Source organism: Bacillus sp. (in: firmicutes), assembly GCA_017656295.1.
In the GTDB taxonomy this organism is placed as follows: domain Bacteria; phylum Bacillota; class Bacilli; order Bacillales; family JACDOC01; genus JACDOC01.
The window spans coordinates 106,080-124,637 of record JACDOC010000002.1; the positions used below are offsets into that span (position 1 = coordinate 106,080).

Genomic DNA, 18,558 nt, shown 5'->3' on the forward strand with positions numbered 1-18,558 from the left:
TCCACAGTAGAAATGAGGTGACAAGAGATGGTACCAAAAGCGATGGTACTGGATGAACAAGCGATTCGACGAGCGTTAACACGCATCGCTCATGAAATTATCGAGCGAAATAAAGGAATTGACGATTGTGTGCTTGTCGGTATCCGGACGAGAGGAATTTACTTAGCCCAACGATTAGCCGAAAAAATTGAACAAATTGAAGGGCAAGCGGTTCCAGTTGGTGAGCTCGATATTACCCTTTATCGGGACGATTTAAGTAAAATCTCACCAGATAAAGAACCAAAAGTGAAAGGATCCGAAATTCCTGTATCCATTCAGGATAAAAAAGTCATTTTAGTCGATGATGTATTGTATACAGGAAGAACGGTCCGCGCGGCGATGGATGCGCTCATTGATATCGAGCGGCCAGCAGCGATTCAACTGGCGGTATTAGTCGATCGCGGTCACCGGGAGCTGCCGATTCGCGCTGATTTTGTCGGTAAAAATATTCCTACATCCCGAACCGAAAAAATTGTTGTGCAACTAAAAGAAGTGGATGAAAATGATAGCGTAACGATTCATGAAAACTAAATAGGAAAGTCCTTTTAAAAGCAGTCCAGAGAGGCTGACAAAGGGCGGAAAACATCCTCCACCGACTTTACATAAGTGTCGACTATCTTTAAGTAGGATGTATATACCCTCTTTGTACCTTCTGGACGGTGCAAAGAGGGTTTTTTATACGAAATAAAAAGGAGGATCTAAAATGAAACAAAAACGTGACGTAGCTTTAGATGTACAAGATGTACCTAAATTAAGCCAATGGTTTAGCCTGAGTATTCAGCACTTGTTTGCGATGTTCGGGGCAACGATCCTTGTTCCTTTCCTTGTCGGTTTAAGCCCGGGTGTGGCTTTAATTTCAAGTGGTTTAGGAACGTTAGCGTATTTACTGATAACAAGAGGTCAAATACCAGCTTATTTAGGATCATCGTTCGCCTTTATTGCTCCGATTATTTCGGCTAAAGCGATCGGGGGTCCAGAAGGGGCTATGGTTGGTAGCTTTTTAGCTGGACTTGTGTATGGGGTAGTTGCCCTACTGATTGCGAAGTTCGGTACGAAATGGTTAATGAAATTGTTACCACCGGTTGTTGTTGGACCAGTTATTATCGTCATCGGCCTTGGGCTTGCGGGAGTTGCCGTGAATATGGCGATGTATGAAAATCCAGGAGCCGAAGAACTAGTGTATAGTACGAAACATTTTTTAGTCGCTTTATCCACTTTAGGAATTACCATCGGATGTGCGGTTTTTATGCGCGGGTTTTTCGGTCTTGTCCCTATTCTTGCCGGAATCGTTGGCGGTTATATCATCGCCTTCTTCGCCGGAATCGTTGACTTATCAGGTGTAAAAGCAGCGCCGCTTTTCGAAGTACCTGATTTTATCGTACCATTTGTCACCTATACCCCAAGCTTCTCAAAAGAAATTGCCTTAATTATGATTCCTGTCGCATTAGTAACGCTTGCGGAGCATACAGGGGACCAAATGGTGTTAAGTAAAGTGGTAGGTCGTAACTTCATCAAAAAACCAGGCTTACACCGCTCCATATTAGGAGATGGCGTTGCAACGATGATCGCTTCACTCATCGGTGGACCGCCTAACACAACGTACGGAGAAAATATCGGAGTTTTAGCCATTACAAGAGTATTTAGTGTATTCGTCATTGCCGGAGCGGCTGTGTTAGCCATTATCTTTGGGTTTATCGGAAAAATAACTGCATTAATTAGTTCTATCCCTTCAGCGGTTATGGGAGGAGTCTCTATTCTACTGTTCGGAATTATCGCATCGAGCGGGTTACGTATGCTGATTGATAATCAAGTGGATTTAGGGAAAAAGAGAAACTTAATCATCTCATCGGTCATTCTTGTCGTCGGAATCGGTGGTGCCTTTGTAAAAATAACAGATGAGTTATCCTTATCTGGTATGGCGCTTGCGGCCATCATCGGAATTCTTTTAAACCTTATTCTTCCTAATAAAGATTCAGTGTCGGAAGACGAACTGTTTGCTAAGGAATCTGAAAACAATCAAGTTGCATAAGGAAGCACCTTTTAACTAAGTCCCGTGAGACTTATAAGGGTGTTGAGAGCGCACCGTATGGGGGAAGTATACCTTCTTTCTGGATGGAGCGGTACAATAGGACGATCTTGTACACTTCAACACCCTAACGTTATGTTAGGGTGTTTTTTTTACCAAAAACTTTTCAAGTGAAGAGGAGAGACAACGGTGAAACATCTTTTTACGATCCACGATGTATCAGGAGAAGAAGTGTTTGAATTCATTCGCCTCGCACAATCATTTAAACAAGGAGATAGTTGGACGCCAACTTATCCAACGTTTGCTTTTAACCTTTTTTTTGAACCAAGCACGCGTACGAAATGTAGTTTCGAAATGGCCCAACGAAAGCTCGGCTTACAAGTCATTCCGTTTGACGTGTTATCGTCGAGCGTACAAAAGGGAGAATCCTTGTATGATACGGTGAAAACATTAGAATCCATCGGTGCAAACCTCATCGTCATCCGCCATCCTCAAGACGAATATTTTGCTGAATTAAAAGAAATCAACATTCCAATCATCAATGGAGGAGACGGTTGTGGTCATCACCCTACGCAATCGTTGCTTGATCTAATGACTATTTATGAGGAGTTCGGTACATTTGAAGCGATTAAAGTGGCCATTATCGGTGACATCAGACATAGCCGCGTCGCCAGGTCCAATGCAACTATATTAAAAAAGCTAGGAAGCGAAGTAGCATTTGCCGGACCGGATGAATGGTTTTCAGATGATTATTTACAAAATGGGATGTATCTAACAGTTGATGAAGCTACGGAATGGGCAGATGTGGTCATGTTGTTGCGGATTCAGCATGAACGGCATGTCAGTACGAGCCATTTAAAGGCGGCACAATATCACCAATTATACGGCCTAACAGAAGAGCGGGCAAAAAAGATGAAACCACAAAGTATTATTATGCATCCAGCCCCAGTTAACCGTAATGTCGAATTAGCTTCATCTCTAGTTGAGAGTGAACGCTCACGAATTTTTCAACAAATGACAAACGGTGTATTTATGCGTATGGCCATTATCAAATATTTGTTGGATACATAGGAGGGATCAAGGATGAACGGAATGATTAAAAATGGGTATGTGCTGAATCCAAACGGAGAGATAGAACAAAAAGATATACAGTTTGAAAATGGACGAATAGTAAAAATTGGAGCTAAATTACCGGCAGCAGATAATGACGTATACGATGCGAAAGGAAAGCTTGTAGTACCAGGCCTAATCGATGTCCATGTTCATTTGCGCGAACCAGGTGGTGAAAAAAAAGAAACGATTGCGACAGGGACTCTGGCGGCAGCAAAAGGAGGTTTTACAACTGTTGCTGCCATGCCCAATACACGACCTGTCCCTGATACTCCTGAGCAAATGAAATGGTTAAAGGAGCGAATTGAAGAGACGGCGCATGTTCGCGTTCTCCCTTATGCTTCAATTACCGTAAGGCAACTAGGGAAAGAACTAACGGATTTTGCAGGTTTAAAAGAAACAGGCGCGTTTGCTTTCACCGATGATGGGGTAGGGGTCCAATCAGCTGGAATGATGTACGAAGCGATGAAAAAAGCGGCTACGCTTGACATGCCGATTGTGGCCCATTGTGAAGACGAAACGTTGTTAAACGGTGGATTTGTTCATGACGGAGAATTTGCAAAAAAGCATGGTGTACGAGGGATCCCAAGCGTAAGTGAAGCGGTGCATATTGCTCGAGATGTGCTTCTTGCGGAAGCGGCCGGCTGTCATTATCACGTCTGTCACATAAGTACGAAAGAGTCCGTTCGTGTGATAAGGGATGCCAAACGAGCTGGGATTAACGTAACGGCAGAAGTGACACCGCATCACCTCCTTCTCCATGATGGAGATATTCCAACTCTTGATGGCAATTTTAAAATGAATCCTCCGTTACGAGGAAAAGAGGATCAACAAGCCTTGATTAAAGGATTGCTAGACGGAACGATTGACTTTATCGCAACCGATCACGCCCCGCATACGGAAGAAGAAAAAAACGAAGGCATGCGACTAGCACCATTCGGCATTGTCGGATTAGAAACGGCTTTTCCGCTTCTATATACGTATTTTGTCGAAAAAGGAGTTTGTACCTTAAAACAACTGGTCGATTGGTTCACGGTGAAACCAGCACGAGTGTTCGGTCTTTCGTACGGAACGCTTCAAGTAGGAGCACCAGCGGACATTACGGTCATCGATTTAGAAAAAGAAAAAGAAATTGATCCACGTACATTTGTATCGAAAGGAAAAAATACCCCATTTACAGGCTGGAAATGTAAAGGATGGCCCGTTGCTACCTTTGTAAATGGAAATATGGCTTGGCAAGAGGAGGAGATACAATCATGAAACGTCAACTCATTTTAGAAGATGGAACTTGCTTTGTTGGGGAAGGTTTCGGTTGTGAATCAGAAACGATTGGGGAAGTCGTTTTTAATACGAGTATGACGGGATATCAAGAAATTTTATCAGACCCATCCTATTGCGGACAAATTGTAACGTTAACATATCCTTTAATTGGTAATTATGGAATAAACCGAGATGACTTTGAAACGATCCAACCATCCATCAAAGGATTTATCGTTCGTGAAGTTGCTTCATATCCATCCAATTGGCGTAGTGAACAAAGTATAGATGATTATTTTAAAAAGCAAGGGATTACCGGATTAGCTGGTATCGATACGCGAAAATTGACCCGTTTGATTCGTAAGCACGGGACGCTAAAAGGAGCGATTTGTCCGCTAAATATCTCCAAAGATGAAGTTATCTCTCGTCTAAAATCGATTCAACTTCCCAGAGACCAAGTTAAACAAGTATCAACGAAGACACCGTATGCAAGCCCTGGCCGAGGTTGGCGTATCGTATTAGTCGACTTTGGGATGAAACACGGTATTTTAAGGGAGTTAAACAATCGCGATTGTTATGTCATCGTCGTACCATACAACACGACAGCGGAAGAAATCCTTCGCTTACGTCCGGACGGCGTTATGTTATCCAATGGCCCAGGAGACCCGAAAGATGTTCCAGAAGCGATTCAGATGATTCAAAGAATTTTAGGAAAAGTGCCGCTTTTCGGTATTTGCCTTGGTCACCAACTGTTCGCATTAGCGAATGGAGCGGACACGTACAAAATGAAATTCGGGCACCGCGGGGGAAATCAGCCGGTCAAAGACTTACGAACAGGCAAAGTAGCGATAACTAGTCAAAACCATGGATATGCCGTTAATCCTAAATCCATAGCGAATACACGCTTAACAGTCACGCACATTGCCTTGAATGATGAAACGATCGAAGGACTTGCTCACCTTGATTATCCAGCGTTTACGGTGCAATATCACCCGGAAGCCTCACCAGGTCCACAAGATGCGAACGGTTTATTTGATCAATTTTTACAAATGATTGCGTCACAACATAGAAAGGAGAATTTACATGCCTAAACGGACGGACATTAACAGCATTCTCGTCATCGGATCCGGACCAATCGTCATTGGTCAAGCGGCTGAGTTTGATTATGCCGGTACACAAGCATGCTTAGCCTTAAAAGAAGAAGGATATCGAGTAATCCTCGTCAACTCTAACCCAGCAACGATTATGACGGATACGGAAATTGCCGATGTGGTCTATATTGAACCCTTAACGGTCTCATTTGTTAGTCGAATTATCCGCAAAGAGCGCCCAGATGCCATCTTACCAACACTAGGGGGACAAACGGGATTAAACTTAGCGGTCCAATTAGCCCAATCAGGCGTGCTTGATGAGTGTGGTGTCGAAATACTTGGAACGAATTTATCGGCTATTGAACGAGCAGAAGACCGCGATCAGTTCCGACAATTAATGAACGAATTAAGAGAACCGATTCCTGAGAGTACCATTGTTCATACATTAATAGAAGCGTATCAATTTGTAGAAAAAGTGGGTTACCCGATTATCGTTCGTCCTGCGTTTACGCTTGGAGGAACAGGTGGCGGTATATGTGAAAATGAAGAAGATTTAGTTCGTATCGTATCATCCGGTCTTAAAAATAGTCCGGTAGGCCAATGTCTTTTGGAAAAAAGTATTGCTGGCTATAAAGAAATTGAATACGAAGTGATGCGTGACGGAAATGACAATGCCATTGTCGTTTGTAACATGGAAAATATCGATCCGGTCGGCATTCATACGGGTGACTCGATAGTCGTTGCACCTAGTCAAACGCTGAGCGACCGCGAATATCATATGTTACGCGATACATCGCTAAAAATTATTCGTGCCCTTGGAATCGAAGGGGGCTGTAATGTTCAGTTAGCGTTAGACCCACACAGCTTCCAATATTACGTCATTGAAGTAAACCCGCGGGTCAGCCGCTCATCGGCACTAGCGTCCAAAGCAACCGGTTATCCGATTGCCAAGTTAGCTGCGAAAATTGCAGTTGGGATGACACTTGATGAAATCATCAACCCGGTCACTGGAAAAACATATGCATGCTTTGAACCAGCGTTAGATTATGTAGTAACCAAGATTCCACGCTGGCCATTCGATAAGTTTGAATCGGCCAACCGTCGTTTAGGTACGCAAATGAAAGCAACTGGTGAAGTAATGGCCATCGGACGAACCTTTGAAGAATCGCTATTAAAAGCGGTCCGCTCCTTAGAAAATAACGTGTATCACTTAGAATTAAAAAATGCCGAGGCCATTGATCATCAAACGGTCGAAAAACGAATTAGAAAAGCGGGAGATGAACGACTGTTCTATATCGCTGAGGCCCTGCGCCGAAACATTTCAGTTGAAACGCTTCATGAATGGAGTCAAATTGATCGCTTTTTCCTTAAAAAAATAGAAAACATCATTCGTTTTGAAAAAGAAATAAAAGACCATCCGTTTCAGGTAGAGATTGCTCGAAAAGCGAAGCAATTTGGATTTTCCGATACCATTATCAGTAAATTGTGGGGAGTATCTGAAGAAGATGTGTACAGATGGCGTAAAGAACAAGGAATTGTGCCAACATACAAGATGGTTGACACATGTGCAGCGGAATTTGAATCGGAAACGCCGTATTTCTATGGAACGTATGAAGAGGAAAATGAATCGGTGGTTACAAATCGAAAAAGCGTCGTCGTCCTCGGTTCTGGTCCGATTCGAATTGGGCAAGGTATCGAATTTGACTATGCGACCGTACATTCTGTTTGGGCCATTAAAGAAGCTGGATATGAAGCAATCATTATCAATAACAATCCGGAAACCGTTTCAACCGACTTTAGTGTATCGGACAAATTATATTTCGAACCACTGACCATTGAAGATGTGATGAACATTATTGATTTAGAGCAACCAGAAGGGGTAATTGTTCAATTTGGTGGTCAAACGGCTATAAATTTAGCGGATAAGTTAGTGAAACGAGGCGTAAAGCTTCTAGGGACCACGTTAGAAGGCTTAGACCTGGCAGAAGACCGAGACAAGTTTGAACAAACGCTACAAGAATTACGGATTCCACAGCCTGAAGGAAGTACCGCATATTCCATTGAAGAGGCCGTCACCATCGCTAAACGAATCGGTTATCCTGTCCTCGTCCGTCCATCTTACGTATTGGGTGGCAGAGCGATGGAAATCGTCTACCATGAACAAGAGCTTTTACACTATATGGAGCATGCGGTAAAAGTGAACCCAGAACATCCGGTACTTATCGACCGTTATTTAACAGGAAAAGAAATTGAAGTCGACGCGATTTCTGATGGCAATGATGTATTCATTCCAGGAATTATGGAGCACATCGAACGAGCTGGGGTTCACTCAGGAGATTCGATTGCGGTCTATCCTCCACAAACGTTAACGCCTATTCAAAAAGAAAAAATCATTCAATATACGAAAAAAATTGCCCAAGGCTTAAACATTATCGGTCTATTAAATATTCAGTATGTCGTATCCAACGGGGAGGTCTATGTTTTAGAAGTCAATCCGCGTTCAAGTCGCACAGTACCGTTTTTAAGTAAAGTGACTAACATCCCAATGGCCAATATCGCCACCAAGGTCATTCTCGGCTATCGTCTATCCGATCTTGGATATGTTGCCGGTCTTGTTGAAGAACAGCCAGGTGTTTATGTAAAAGTACCGGTCTTTTCATTCGCCAAACTACAAGACGTAGATATTACGCTAGGTCCAGAAATGAAATCAACCGGGGAAGTTATGGGGAAAGACGTGACGTTAGAAAAAGCCTTATACAAAGGATTGATTGCCTCTGGTATGAACGTTCAAGAATACGGGTCCGTCTTGTTAACTGTGGCAGATAAAGATAAAGAAGAAGCAGTTACGATTGCTAGACGTTTTGCCAATATTGGCTACAAGCTTCTCGCTACCGAAGGAACCGCGTCATACTTAGAGCAAGCGGGCATTCCGGTGGAAAAAGTGAGAAAGATCGGAGCGGACGGACCAAACCTTTTAGATGTGATCCGCAAAGGAGATGCGCAACTCGTCATTAATACATTAACAAAAGGAAAACAACCGGAACGAGATGGCTTCCGCATTCGTCGGGCATCCGTAGAAAATGGTATTCCGTGCTTGACTTCCTTAGATACCGCTGAAGCGATCTTAACGGTGTTAGAGTCGATGACCTTTTCAAGTGACCCCATGCCATCTTTTACAAAAGTAAGTGAGGTAATCGTATGATCCAGAACGAAAACATGCTCATGGTGAGCCAACGAAAAATTGCACACCACATCTATGAAATGGTTCTAGAAGGACATCTCGTTGAACTTGCTTCGCCTGGACAATTTATTCACATTCGAGTGCACGATGGGTTTGATCCGCTCCTTAGAAGACCGATTAGCATTGCAAAAATTGATAAGGGACAAAAACGAATGACGATTATATATAGGGCAGAAGGAAAAGGAACGAGGTTGTTAGCTTGTAAACAAGCTGGCGACACCGTTGATGTGATAGGACCTTTAGGCAATGGCTTTCCGCTTCATGAATTAAAAAAAGGGCAAAAAGCATTAATTGTTGGAGGAGGAATAGGCGTTCCTCCCCTTTATGAATTGTCACGACAATTGGCGAAGCAAGAAATCGAAGTGATCCATGTGCTTGGCTTTCAAACAAAAGATGTCGTATTTTATCATGACCAGTTTGCACAATTAGGAGAAACAACAATTGCCACCGTCGATGGAACATACGGTTATCAAGGATTTGTCACCGATGTGATTGAACAAGAAGGATATGAGTTTGATTGCCTATATGCGTGTGGACCAATTCCAATGTTAAAAGCTTTGGAGGAACGTTTCGGTGATCGGAAAGGGTATATTTCATTAGAGGAACGAATGGGGTGTGGCATAGGGGCTTGCTTTGCCTGTGTATGTCCGACGTCTTCAGACTATTCGAATGATTATCGAAAAATATGCAGCGATGGACCAGTGTTTCCTTTCGGTGAGGTGATCTTATGAGCCGACTACGTATTCAACTCCCAGGACTTGATTTAAAAAATCCAGTGATGCCGGCATCGGGTTGTTTTGGATTTGGGAGAGAATTTGCCAAGCTTTTCGACTTGAGTCAGTTAGGCGCCATCATGATTAAGGCGACGACGGTAGAACCGCGTTTTGGTAATCCGACACCTCGGGTAGCAGAAACTCCGGCGGGAATGTTAAACGCCATTGGGCTGCAAAACCCTGGCTTAACCAAAGTGATGTCGGAAGAACTCCCTTGGTTGGAGCAATTTGATGTGCCGATTATAGCGAATATCGCTGGATCAAAAGAAGAAGATTACGTTGAAGTAGCTAAACATATTTCAACAGCACCAAATGTAAAAGCGCTCGAATTAAACATTTCTTGTCCAAACGTAAAAGAAGGAGGCATTTCATTCGGAACCGACCCGCTTATTGCGAAACGTCTGACAAAGAGGGTAAAAGAAGTTTCTTCCGTTCCTGTGTATGTGAAACTTTCACCAAATGTTTCTAATATCGTCTCGATGGCGAAGGCGGTGGAAGACGGTGGGGCTGACGGGTTAACGATGATTAACACCCTTGTCGGCATGCGTATCGATACTCGAACAGGTCGACCGATTTTAGCAAATGAAACCGGTGGGTTATCTGGCCCTGCGATTAAGCCGATTGCGATTCGCATGATTTATGAAGTGAGCCAACATGTTACCTTACCGATCATCGGTATGGGAGGCATTCAATCCGTGGAGGATGTGTTGGAGTTCTTTTTTGCCGGGGCAAGCGCTGTAGCTATTGGTACCGCCAATTTTGTCGATCCTTATATTTGTCCGAAACTCATCAACGAATTAGAACAAGTGCTGGAGGAACGAAAGGTAGATCACATTACAGAATTATCAGAAAGGGGATGGAGATGGCGGTGTACGAACGACCAATCATTGCGCTAGATTTTCCAACGTGGACTGAAACGGAGCAATTTTTACGACTGTTTGAAGGAGAACCGTTATTCGTCAAAGTTGGGATGGAGCTGTATTTACAAAATGGTCCTTCCATCATTTACTCTTTAAAAGAACGGAACCATCGGATTTTTTTAGACTTAAAGCTTCACGATATACCTAATACGGTGGAACAAGCGATGAAAGGCTTATCGAAGCTTGGAGTAGACATGATTAACGTTCATGCGTTAGGGGGCAAAGCAATGATGGAACGAGCGCGAGAAGGGCTAGAGGCTGGGGGATGTAGTAGAGATGACCGTCCACGATTACTGGCGGTTACTCAATTGACTTCTACTTCAGAAAAGCAAGTACATGATGAGATGAAAGTTTCCATTTCACTGAAAAACCATGTCCTTCATTTAGCATCCCTCGCTAAAGAGGCTGGTGTCGATGGCGTCGTTTGTTCCCCACATGAAGCTGGAGATATTAAACAGCATTGCGGAAAAGAGTTTTTGCGCGTTACACCTGGTATTCGCTTAGCTGGAGACAACCCGCATGATCAACATCGAATTGCTACACCGATGAAGGCACGACAATTAGGGTCATCTATGATTGTCGTTGGACGTTCCATCACAAAAGCGGAAGATCCGTTAGCTGCTTATCATCAAGTAAAAAGAGAATGGGAGGGGATGAAGTTATGAAAAAGTGGATTGTCGAACAATTATTAGAAATCGGAGCGGTATTTTTACAACCAAAAAATCCTTTCACATGGTCATCTGGTATTCGTTCCCCAATTTATTGTGATAATCGGTTAACGTTATCATACCCGGTACTACGAAAAACCATTGCCGAAGAGTTAGTCGGTCTCATTAAAGAAAAATTTTCAGATGTTGAGGTTATTGCAGGAACAGCCACAGCCGGTATTCCGCACGCAACGTTAGTGAGTGACCGCCTTGAGCTTCCACTTGTCTATGTAAGGTCCAAACCAAAGGACCACGGAAAAGGAAATCAAATTGAAGGACGGGTGCAAAAAGGTCAAAAAGTAGTAGTTATTGAAGATTTAATTTCCACTGGAGGTAGTGCACTAAAAGCGGCTCAAGCATTACAACAAGCAGGCGCACAAGTAGCTGGAATTGTATCGATTTTTACATATGAGTTAAAAATCGGTCGACAGCAAATGGAAGAAGCAGGATTCCCGGTGTATAGTCTCGTGACCTTTTCAACTTTACTTGAAACGGCAATAGAAAAAGGGGTGATTCACGAACAAGATGTTGATACGATTCAAGAGTGGCAAAACGACCCGCAAAACTGGGATCAATAATGAATGAAGAGCTGACAATGGTCGGCTCTTTTTTGTTGAGAACATAAGTTTTTACAAGAGTCGATAGAAAAAATACGATTAGTTATTAAAACAGACATCACATATTGGAAAAAGTTCATGCTTTTATTATGGAGGAAATGGGAGAAAATAATCGGCGTATAAGATTAAAATGAAGGAGTGTAGGCAAGGTGAAAAAATTAATATTTATCATTGGGCTTTTCATCTGTCTTTTGCCAACGCAAACGGCATTTGGACAAGGGACGATTACCCATACTGTTGTTCCTGGCGATACAATGTGGAAATTAGCAGTAAAATATCAAGTGGGTTTAACAGAAATTATTGAGGCAAACCCACAAATTAAAAATCCTGACTTAATTTATCCTGGGCAAAAATTAAACATACCGACTTATGATGCGATTAAAAAAATCGAACACGAAGTCATTCAGTTAACGAATCAAGAACGTGCCAAATACGGGTTACCCCCATTAAAACCGTATTGGGAGTTATCAAGGGTCGCTCGCTTTAAATCCATGGATATGCGAGATCGTGGGTATTTTTCTCATAATTCACCAACATACGGTTCTCCGTTTACGATGATTAAAAACTTCGGTATTTCCTATAGTGCCGCAGGAGAAAATATTGCCGCAGGTCAACGGACACCACAAGAGGTCGTTCGATCGTGGATGAACAGCCAAGGCCATCGCCAAAACATTTTAAGTCAAAACTATACGCATATCGGAGTTGGGTATGCAAAAGGTGGCGCATACGGTTATTACTGGACACAAATGTTTATTAGACGATAATTTCATGAGAAAAAAGGCTCTATAATTTCACCAAAGTGGAGCCTTTATTTTTACGAAATTCAGTTGTATGAACCTTCCAACTGAAAAGTGTGACAAAAAAAGGGCCTGCATCAAGCTGGCCCTATTTTATCTTTTTCAATTGTAGCACTTTTTCTTTTGAAGGAGTAACATACACGGTTTGCTGATGATCATAAATAACAAACCCAGGTTTTGCGCCACTTGGCTTTTTCACATATCGTACTTTTGTAAAATCAACCGGAACTGAGCTGGATTCGCGGCCTTTACTAAAGTAAGCCGCAATCATGGCTGCTTCAATAATCGTCTCCTCCGATGGTTCCGTACTGCGAATAACAACATGTGAACCTGGGATATCTTTTGTATGTAACCAAATTTCATCTTTTTTAGCTACTTTGTTGGTCAAGTAATCATTTTGTTTGTTATTTTTTCCAACTAAAATTTCCGTTCCGTCTGACGCTTCGTACACTTCTAAAACAGGTTGGTGTTTTTGCTTTTTCACCGTTTTTGTTTGTTTGGGGCGTAAATAGCCTTCTTCTACGAGCTCCTCGCGAATTTCTTCAATATCTTTTGGTGATGCGGTTTCAATTTGTTGTAACAGGCGATCGAAATAAGCGACTTCGTTTTCGGCTCGTTCAATTTGCTCGGTTACTACTTTTATCGCGTTACGTGCTTTTTGGTACTTGGAAAAATACCGTTGAGCATTTTCTGCCGGTGTTTTTTGCGGGTCAAGTGGAATCGTGACTGTTGAGCCATTTTCATCATAATAATTCACGACTTCAATTTCGGTCATTCCTTTTTGAATGGCGTAAATATTAGCCGTTAACAATTCACCGTATAACTGATATTTGTTTGCTTGTTGGGCATCTACTAACGTTTGCTTCAACTTTTCGATTTTAGCTTCATTTTTTTCTTTTTCTTTTTTAATAAACCGTTCCAAATCATGGGCCTGTTGCTTTACCCGGTCCCGTTCGGCTTTTCCAAAATAAAACGCATCAAGCATTTCGCTCAATGTGGAAAACGAACGAGTTTCCCCTTGAATATGTTCTAACGGAAATAAATAGAACGATTCTTTTTGACCGTACATAATACTCGGTTCGTACTCGTGATGACGGATTCGCTCCATCATTGGTAAAAAGGCTTTTGGTACGGTTGAGCGGTTTGGTAACTTCGCTTGCCACAAAATTTCTTTTGCTAATAACGGGGAAACACCTGCAAATGCTTGGACGATTTGTTTGTCTACTTTTCCGCTATTAAAGTCAAGCGCTTGTAATACATCATCTTCCCGAGCATTTAATGGATTTCGTTTATCTTGACTTGGCGGAAAAATATATGTTTGCCCTGGTAATACGGCACGGTAGCGATTGACAGCATAGGAGATATGTTTAATGCTATCTAAAATCATTTGTTTTTCTTCATCGACTAAAATTATGTTGCTATGCCGTCCCATCACTTCAATAATAAGTTGCTTCTTTGTGACATCACCTATTTCATTTCGACCTTTCACACGAATTATTATCATGCGGTCTAATTCATGTTGTGAAATTTCTTCAATAATACCTCCTTCTAAATGTTTACGTAAAAGCATGCAGAACATCGGAGGTTCTGGTGGATTTTCATAGGTCTCCTTCGTCAATTGCACCCGTGCATAAGATGGATGGGCAGAAAGTAATAGACGATAGTTCTGCCCTTTGGAACGAACAAGTAACACAATTTCTTGCTTATATGGTTGATGAATTTTATTAATACGTCCGCCGACAAGCGTTTCGGCAAGTTCGTGACACATCGCTCGCGTAAACAGTCCATCAAAAGACATGATGAAACACCCTTTACTTTAAAAATATTTTCCAACTTCCATGAATAGAAAGGAAGGTGCCTTTCACAGAATGAATAAATTATAACATTTTTTTGGACGAGTCTGAATAAGCTTCCTATGAGTATGGATTTTAGGACGGGAAGAGGGAGAGTGAATCGTTCAGATGAAGTATCATCAAATGCCAATAAAAGAGATAGAACAAGCGCTACGAACGAATAGTAAAACGGGTCTTCACGAAGAAGAAGTTCAAAAACGAAGAAAGCAGTTTGGATGGAACGAACTCGAAGAAGGGGAGAAGCCCTCTTTATTACTATTATTTTTTAGTCAATTTAAAGATTTTATGGTTCTTGTTTTATTAGCAGCTACTCTCATATCAGGCTTGTTAGGAGAATACATTGATGCTATTGCCATCATTGCTATCGTATTCATCAATGGCTTGTTAGGTTTTTTTCAAGAAAGAAAGGCGGAAAAGTCATTAGAAGCTCTAAAAGAATTGTCATCTCCCCAAGCGACCGTTCTTCGAGAAGGGAAGTGGATCACCATTCCAACGAAACAAATTGTCGTTGGGGATATTTTAAAATTTGAAATTGGTGACCGAATTGGAGCGGATGTTCGGATCATAAAGGCGAACAATTTAGAAATTGAAGAATCCGCTTTAACCGGAGAATCGGTTCCTGTCAGTAAACATGCGGATCCCATATATGAAGAAAGTGTTAGCTTAGGCGATGTCGCGAATATGGCCTTTATGGGAACGATGGTCACAAGAGGAAACGGGATAGGTATCGTAAGTGCGATCGGGATGAAAACAGCCATGGGCAATATTGCTCACCTTTTACAACATGCTGAAAGCATGACGACCCCTTTACAACGGCGTCTTGAACAATTAGGGAGAATTTTAATTACTGCAGCTCTTTTACTAACCCTGTTAGTCGTAGCTGTTGGGGTGTTACAAGGGCATGATGTGTATACGATGTTTTTAGCAGGGGTATCGCTAGCAGTAGCCGCTATCCCAGAAGGATTACCAGCGATTGTGACGGTCGTTTTATCCCTTGGTGTTCAGCGCATGATAAAAAAGAACGCCATTGTTAGGAAACTACCAGCGGTAGAAACGTTAGGGTGTGCTTCTGTTATTTGTTCCGATAAAACCGGTACGATGACCCAAAATAAAATGACCGTCACTCACTTATGGAGTGGGGGAAACTTATGGACCGTCACTGGAAATGGGTATGAACCAAGCGGTCAATTTTATCGAGCCAATCAATTAGTTCATCCCCATAACGACCGAAGTATGCACCTTTTAATGCAGTACGGATTGTTATGTTCAAACGCACAATTACAAGTGAATGAAGATCGATACTTCATTAACGGCGATCCAACGGAAGGGGCAATGGTTGTTGCCGCTTATAAGGCAGGACTGAATCGTGAACAATTGGCAACAGAATTTCTATTGGAACATGAACTTCCGTTTGATTCCAAGCGAAAAATGATGAGTGTCATTGTAAAAGATCGACAAGGTACGCGGTTTGTGGTCACGAAAGGGGCACCAGATGTACTGCTTTCCAATTGTAATGCCATCCTTTGGAACGGACAAACGGTCCCTCTATCAAAAGAAAAAGAGCGCATATGTATAGCCACAATTGAACAATTGGCTTCTCAAGCACTACGGACCATTGCGGTCGCTTATAAAAAGTTACCTAATTCTACTATACCAATGGTACCTGAAGCCATTGAACGAGATTTAACGCTTGTCGGGTTTCAAGGGATGATCGATCCACCGCGTCCAGAAGTAAAACAGGCTGTGGCCCAATGTCGTCAAGCTGGCATAAAAACCGTCATGATTACTGGGGATCATGTGATCACCGCAAAGGCAATTGCGAAACAATTAAGCATTTTACGGCCAAATGATCGCGTCATTACAGGACAACAATTAAATGACATGACGATCGAAGAGTTAGAACAAGTAGTCGAACAGACATCTGTTTTTGCGCGCGTGTCCCCTGAACATAAGTTAAAAATTGTTAAAGCCTTTCAAAACCGTGGGCATATTGTAGCGATGACTGGCGATGGAGTAAACGATGCCCCAGCGATTAAAGTAGCGGACATTGGGGTTGCCATGGGGATTACTGGAACAGATGTGACAAAAGAAGCTTCATCCCTTGTTCTTTTAGATGACCATTTTGCTACGATTAAAGAAGCGATTCAAGAGGGACGCAATATATATGAAAATATTCGTAAGTTTATTCGCTATTTACTCGCCTCCAATGTGGGAGAAATATTAGTCATGTTATTTGCGATGTTGCTCGCCTTACCACTTCCCCTCGTTCCGATACAAATTTTGTGGGTGAATTTAGTGACAGATGGGTTACCAGCCATGGCTTTAGGATTAGATCGACCTGAAGATGATGTGATGAACCGAAAACCTAGACATCCGAATGAAGGCGTCTTTGCACGCGGACTAGGTTGGAAGGTCATATCGCGAGGATTTTTAATCGGATTTGCGACGTTATTAGCCTTTTTAATAACGTATGATCAACATCCGAACGATTTAGCATACGCGCAAACATGCGCTTTTGCGACCCTTGTGTTAGCGCAATTAATTCACGTCTTTGACTGTCGCAGTGAAACCTCTATTTTTTCGAGAAATCCATTTGGCAATATGTATTTAGTGTGGGCCGTGTTATCTTCGATTGTGTTAATGATCGTTGTCATTTATTTCCCACCGTTACAACCAATTTTTCATACAGTCGCAATTGATCCAAGAGATTGGTTATTAATTATTGCTTTAAGCGCCATCCCGACCTTTTTACTAGCAGGGACATTTTTTGCAAGAAAAAGACGAAAAAGTATGCTATAATCAGAAAGGTAGTAGAGTCTTCTCTATTACCTTTTTTATTGTTTTTAAACAAAATAACATTTACTGTTATAAATACGACATTTACTTCAAATGAACATGTATAAAATACGTATAAATCGTTTACTACTAGATTGGAAGTGATTGTCATGGTTCTTAGTATGACGGGCTACGGAAGAGCGCAAGTGTCCTCAAATCAATTAGATGTTACAGTTGAAATGAAATCGGTCAATCATCGATTTAGTGAAATACAAATTCGCATGCCACGGCAACTTTTAAAATTGGAAGAAAAAATGAAGAAAATCTTGTCGCGTTTTATTCACCGAGGACGTGTTGAGGTCTTCGTAACCATAGAAGGAGAAGGACTGATTCATCGTTCGTTACATATTGACTGGGAGCTATTAGATGATTATTATCAATTAGTAAACAGAATCACAGAAAGATACAATCTCCCTAAGGATGTTACGCTTCAAGATCTCCTCATGCGGGATGAATTAATTTCGATTGAAGAAAGAGAAGAAGCAAATGAAGAAGTGGAACAGTTAGTTTTAGCCGCAGCGGAAGAAGCGGGGAAGCAATTGTTGGACATGCGCCAAAAAGAAGGCGAAGAATTACATAAAGATTTAGAGCTCCATCTACAAAAGCTTTGTACAACAGTCGAATCGTTAAAAGAATTAGCCCCTTCGGTTGTCAAAGCATATAAAGAACGGCTTGAAAAGAAAATGAAGGAATTTGCTTCCGGGGTGTTTGACGAAGCTCGATTGTTAACCGAGGTGGCAGTTTTCTCAGACAAAGCCGATATTAATGAAGAAATTACTCGTTTACTTAGCCACATTCAACAATTTCAACACACCCTGCAATTACAAGAGCCGGTTGGTCGAAAGCTGGACTTTTTAATTCAAGAAATGAACCGGGAAGTCAATACCATCGGTTCGAAAGCAAATGATTCTCACATTGCATCGAAAGTTGTTGAAATGAAAACATTTTTAGAAAAAATGAGGGAACAAGTTCAAAACATCGAGTGATGGTACCATCATAGACCATTTTAGTAGAACAGGGAGAATTGGGGGAGCAGCATGGCGATTAAATTAATAAATATTGGGTTTGGCAATATTGTATCCGCCCACCGTATTATTTCTATTGTAAGCCCGGAATCAGCACCTATCAAACGATTAATTCAAGAAGCGCGTGAAAAAGGAACGTTAATTGATGCCACATATGGTCGACGAACGCGTGCTGTCATTATTATGGATAGCGATCATGTCATTTTATCAGCCGTTCAGCCGGAAACGGTGGCCCATCGACTAGTGGATAAAGAGCTAGATGAATAA

The 18,558-nt window shown here is 41.9% G+C and carries 15 protein-coding genes; 14 read left to right on the top strand and 1 reads right to left on the bottom strand.

The window, feature by feature from the left end; genetic code table 11:
* The first annotated feature begins 27 nt into the window (after window positions 1-27).
* From pyrR to safA, 11 genes are all read left to right on the top strand, one after another.
* Entirely contained in the window at window positions 28-570 is a 543-nt protein-coding gene (gene pyrR, locus H0Z31_03270; GenBank protein ID MBO8176458.1) for a bifunctional pyr operon transcriptional regulator/uracil phosphoribosyltransferase PyrR, read from the top strand.
* Window positions 571-742: 172 nt separating this feature from the next.
* On the top strand, window positions 743-2,068 hold the full coding sequence (locus H0Z31_03275) for a uracil permease (GenBank protein ID MBO8176459.1): 1,326 nt from the start codon (window positions 743-745) through the stop codon (window positions 2,066-2,068).
* 186 nt (window positions 2,069-2,254) lie between these two features.
* Window positions 2,255-3,136 carry an aspartate carbamoyltransferase catalytic subunit gene (locus H0Z31_03280; GenBank protein MBO8176460.1) on the top strand — a complete coding sequence of 294 codons (882 nt, stop codon included), beginning with the start codon at window positions 2,255-2,257 and terminating at the stop codon, window positions 3,134-3,136.
* A gap of 12 nt (window positions 3,137-3,148) precedes the next feature.
* Window positions 3,149-4,435: a dihydroorotase gene (locus H0Z31_03285; GenBank protein ID MBO8176461.1), complete on the top strand. Its 1,287-nt coding sequence runs from the start codon at window positions 3,149-3,151 to the stop codon at window positions 4,433-4,435.
* The gene (gene carA / locus H0Z31_03290) at window positions 4,432-5,523 is read left to right on the top strand and encodes a glutamine-hydrolyzing carbamoyl-phosphate synthase small subunit (GenBank protein ID MBO8176462.1); all 1,092 of its coding nucleotides are present in this window, start codon (window positions 4,432-4,434) and stop codon (window positions 5,521-5,523) included. Before H0Z31_03285 ends, carA begins: the two co-directional genes overlap by 4 nt.
* Complete coding sequence (carB, locus tag H0Z31_03295; GenBank protein ID MBO8176463.1) at window positions 5,516-8,725, top strand: carbamoyl-phosphate synthase large subunit; 3,210 nt, start codon at window positions 5,516-5,518, stop codon at window positions 8,723-8,725. Before carA ends, carB begins: the two co-directional genes overlap by 8 nt.
* Window positions 8,722-9,495, top strand: a complete 774-nt coding sequence (locus H0Z31_03300) for a dihydroorotate dehydrogenase electron transfer subunit (GenBank protein ID MBO8176464.1) — start codon at window positions 8,722-8,724, stop codon at window positions 9,493-9,495. The genes carB and H0Z31_03300 overlap by 4 nt, the downstream gene beginning before the upstream one ends.
* Window positions 9,492-10,433, top strand: coding sequence for a dihydroorotate dehydrogenase (locus H0Z31_03305; protein ID MBO8176465.1), 942 nt, complete (start codon window positions 9,492-9,494; stop codon window positions 10,431-10,433). Before H0Z31_03300 ends, H0Z31_03305 begins: the two co-directional genes overlap by 4 nt.
* A complete protein-coding gene (pyrF, locus tag H0Z31_03310) occupies window positions 10,406-11,122 on the top strand; it encodes an orotidine-5'-phosphate decarboxylase (GenBank protein ID MBO8176466.1) in 717 nt (238 codons plus the stop codon). Before H0Z31_03305 ends, pyrF begins: the two co-directional genes overlap by 28 nt.
* Window positions 11,119-11,742: an orotate phosphoribosyltransferase gene (locus H0Z31_03315; protein MBO8176467.1), complete on the top strand. Its 624-nt coding sequence runs from the start codon at window positions 11,119-11,121 to the stop codon at window positions 11,740-11,742. The genes pyrF and H0Z31_03315 overlap by 4 nt, the downstream gene beginning before the upstream one ends.
* Before the next feature lie 188 nt (window positions 11,743-11,930).
* The gene (gene safA, locus H0Z31_03320; GenBank protein ID MBO8176468.1) at window positions 11,931-12,545 is read left to right on the top strand and encodes a SafA/ExsA family spore coat assembly protein; all 615 of its coding nucleotides are present in this window, start codon (window positions 11,931-11,933) and stop codon (window positions 12,543-12,545) included.
* Between the two features lie 121 nt (window positions 12,546-12,666).
* On the opposite strand, the gene H0Z31_03325 is transcribed toward safA, so the two are convergent.
* Window positions 12,667-14,376 carry an NFACT family protein gene (locus H0Z31_03325; protein ID MBO8176469.1) on the bottom strand — a complete coding sequence of 570 codons (1,710 nt, stop codon included), beginning with the start codon at window positions 14,374-14,376 and terminating at the stop codon, window positions 12,667-12,669.
* Window positions 14,377-14,539: 163 nt separating this feature from the next.
* On the opposite strand from H0Z31_03325, the gene H0Z31_03330 reads away from it, so the two are divergent.
* The 3 genes from H0Z31_03330 to H0Z31_03340 all read left to right on the top strand — a co-directional run bounded on the left by H0Z31_03330 (window position 14,540) and on the right by H0Z31_03340 (window position 18,558).
* Window positions 14,540-17,230 (top strand): calcium-translocating P-type ATPase, SERCA-type, encoded by a 2,691-nt coding sequence (locus H0Z31_03330; GenBank protein MBO8176470.1) that lies wholly within the window; start codon window positions 14,540-14,542, stop codon window positions 17,228-17,230.
* A gap of 146 nt (window positions 17,231-17,376) precedes the next feature.
* On the top strand, window positions 17,377-18,252 hold the full coding sequence (locus H0Z31_03335) for a YicC family protein (protein ID MBO8176471.1): 876 nt from the start codon (window positions 17,377-17,379) through the stop codon (window positions 18,250-18,252).
* 51 nt (window positions 18,253-18,303) lie between these two features.
* Window positions 18,304-18,558, top strand: coding sequence for a DUF370 domain-containing protein (locus H0Z31_03340; GenBank protein ID MBO8176472.1), 255 nt, complete (start codon window positions 18,304-18,306; stop codon window positions 18,556-18,558).